We start from the raw sequence: 394 nt of genomic DNA on the forward strand, positions 1-394 counted from the left end.
CCTGTCCAATATCCAAATGAGCGATCGCCTAAAACGATCACCTGCCACAATTTCTTATGAATTAGCTCGATGTGAACCTTATCAGGCTGAATTAGCACAAACAGATGCCGAATACAAGCGGTCACGATGTGGCCGAAAGACTAAATTGAATGACAAATTAAGGCAAATAATTTTAAACCATTTACGGCTAAGTTGGTCACCAGAAATGATAGCTCACGAATTTAAACTAGCGACTAAATCAATTTATAATTGGTTAAATCAAGGGAAAATTGAGTTTTCTTTAAATGATTTGCCTGAACATGGCGTGCGCCAACGGCGTAACGTTGACCAACGTTCTAAATATAATCAATCTTTGGGGCGATCAATTGAACAGCGTCCCATGATGATTAATCAA

At 38.6% G+C, this 394-nt stretch carries 1 protein-coding gene; it reads left to right on the forward strand.

Features of this window, described 5'->3' with window-relative positions:
- Position 1: 1 nt before the first annotated feature.
- Positions 2-394, forward strand: a 393-nt coding sequence (locus IV36_RS10190; protein ID WP_477218339.1) for a transposase family protein, incomplete at its 3' end; no start/stop codon positions are given.

The organism is Liquorilactobacillus mali (assembly GCF_001437155.1).
Classification (GTDB): domain Bacteria; phylum Bacillota; class Bacilli; order Lactobacillales; family Lactobacillaceae; genus Liquorilactobacillus; species Liquorilactobacillus mali_A.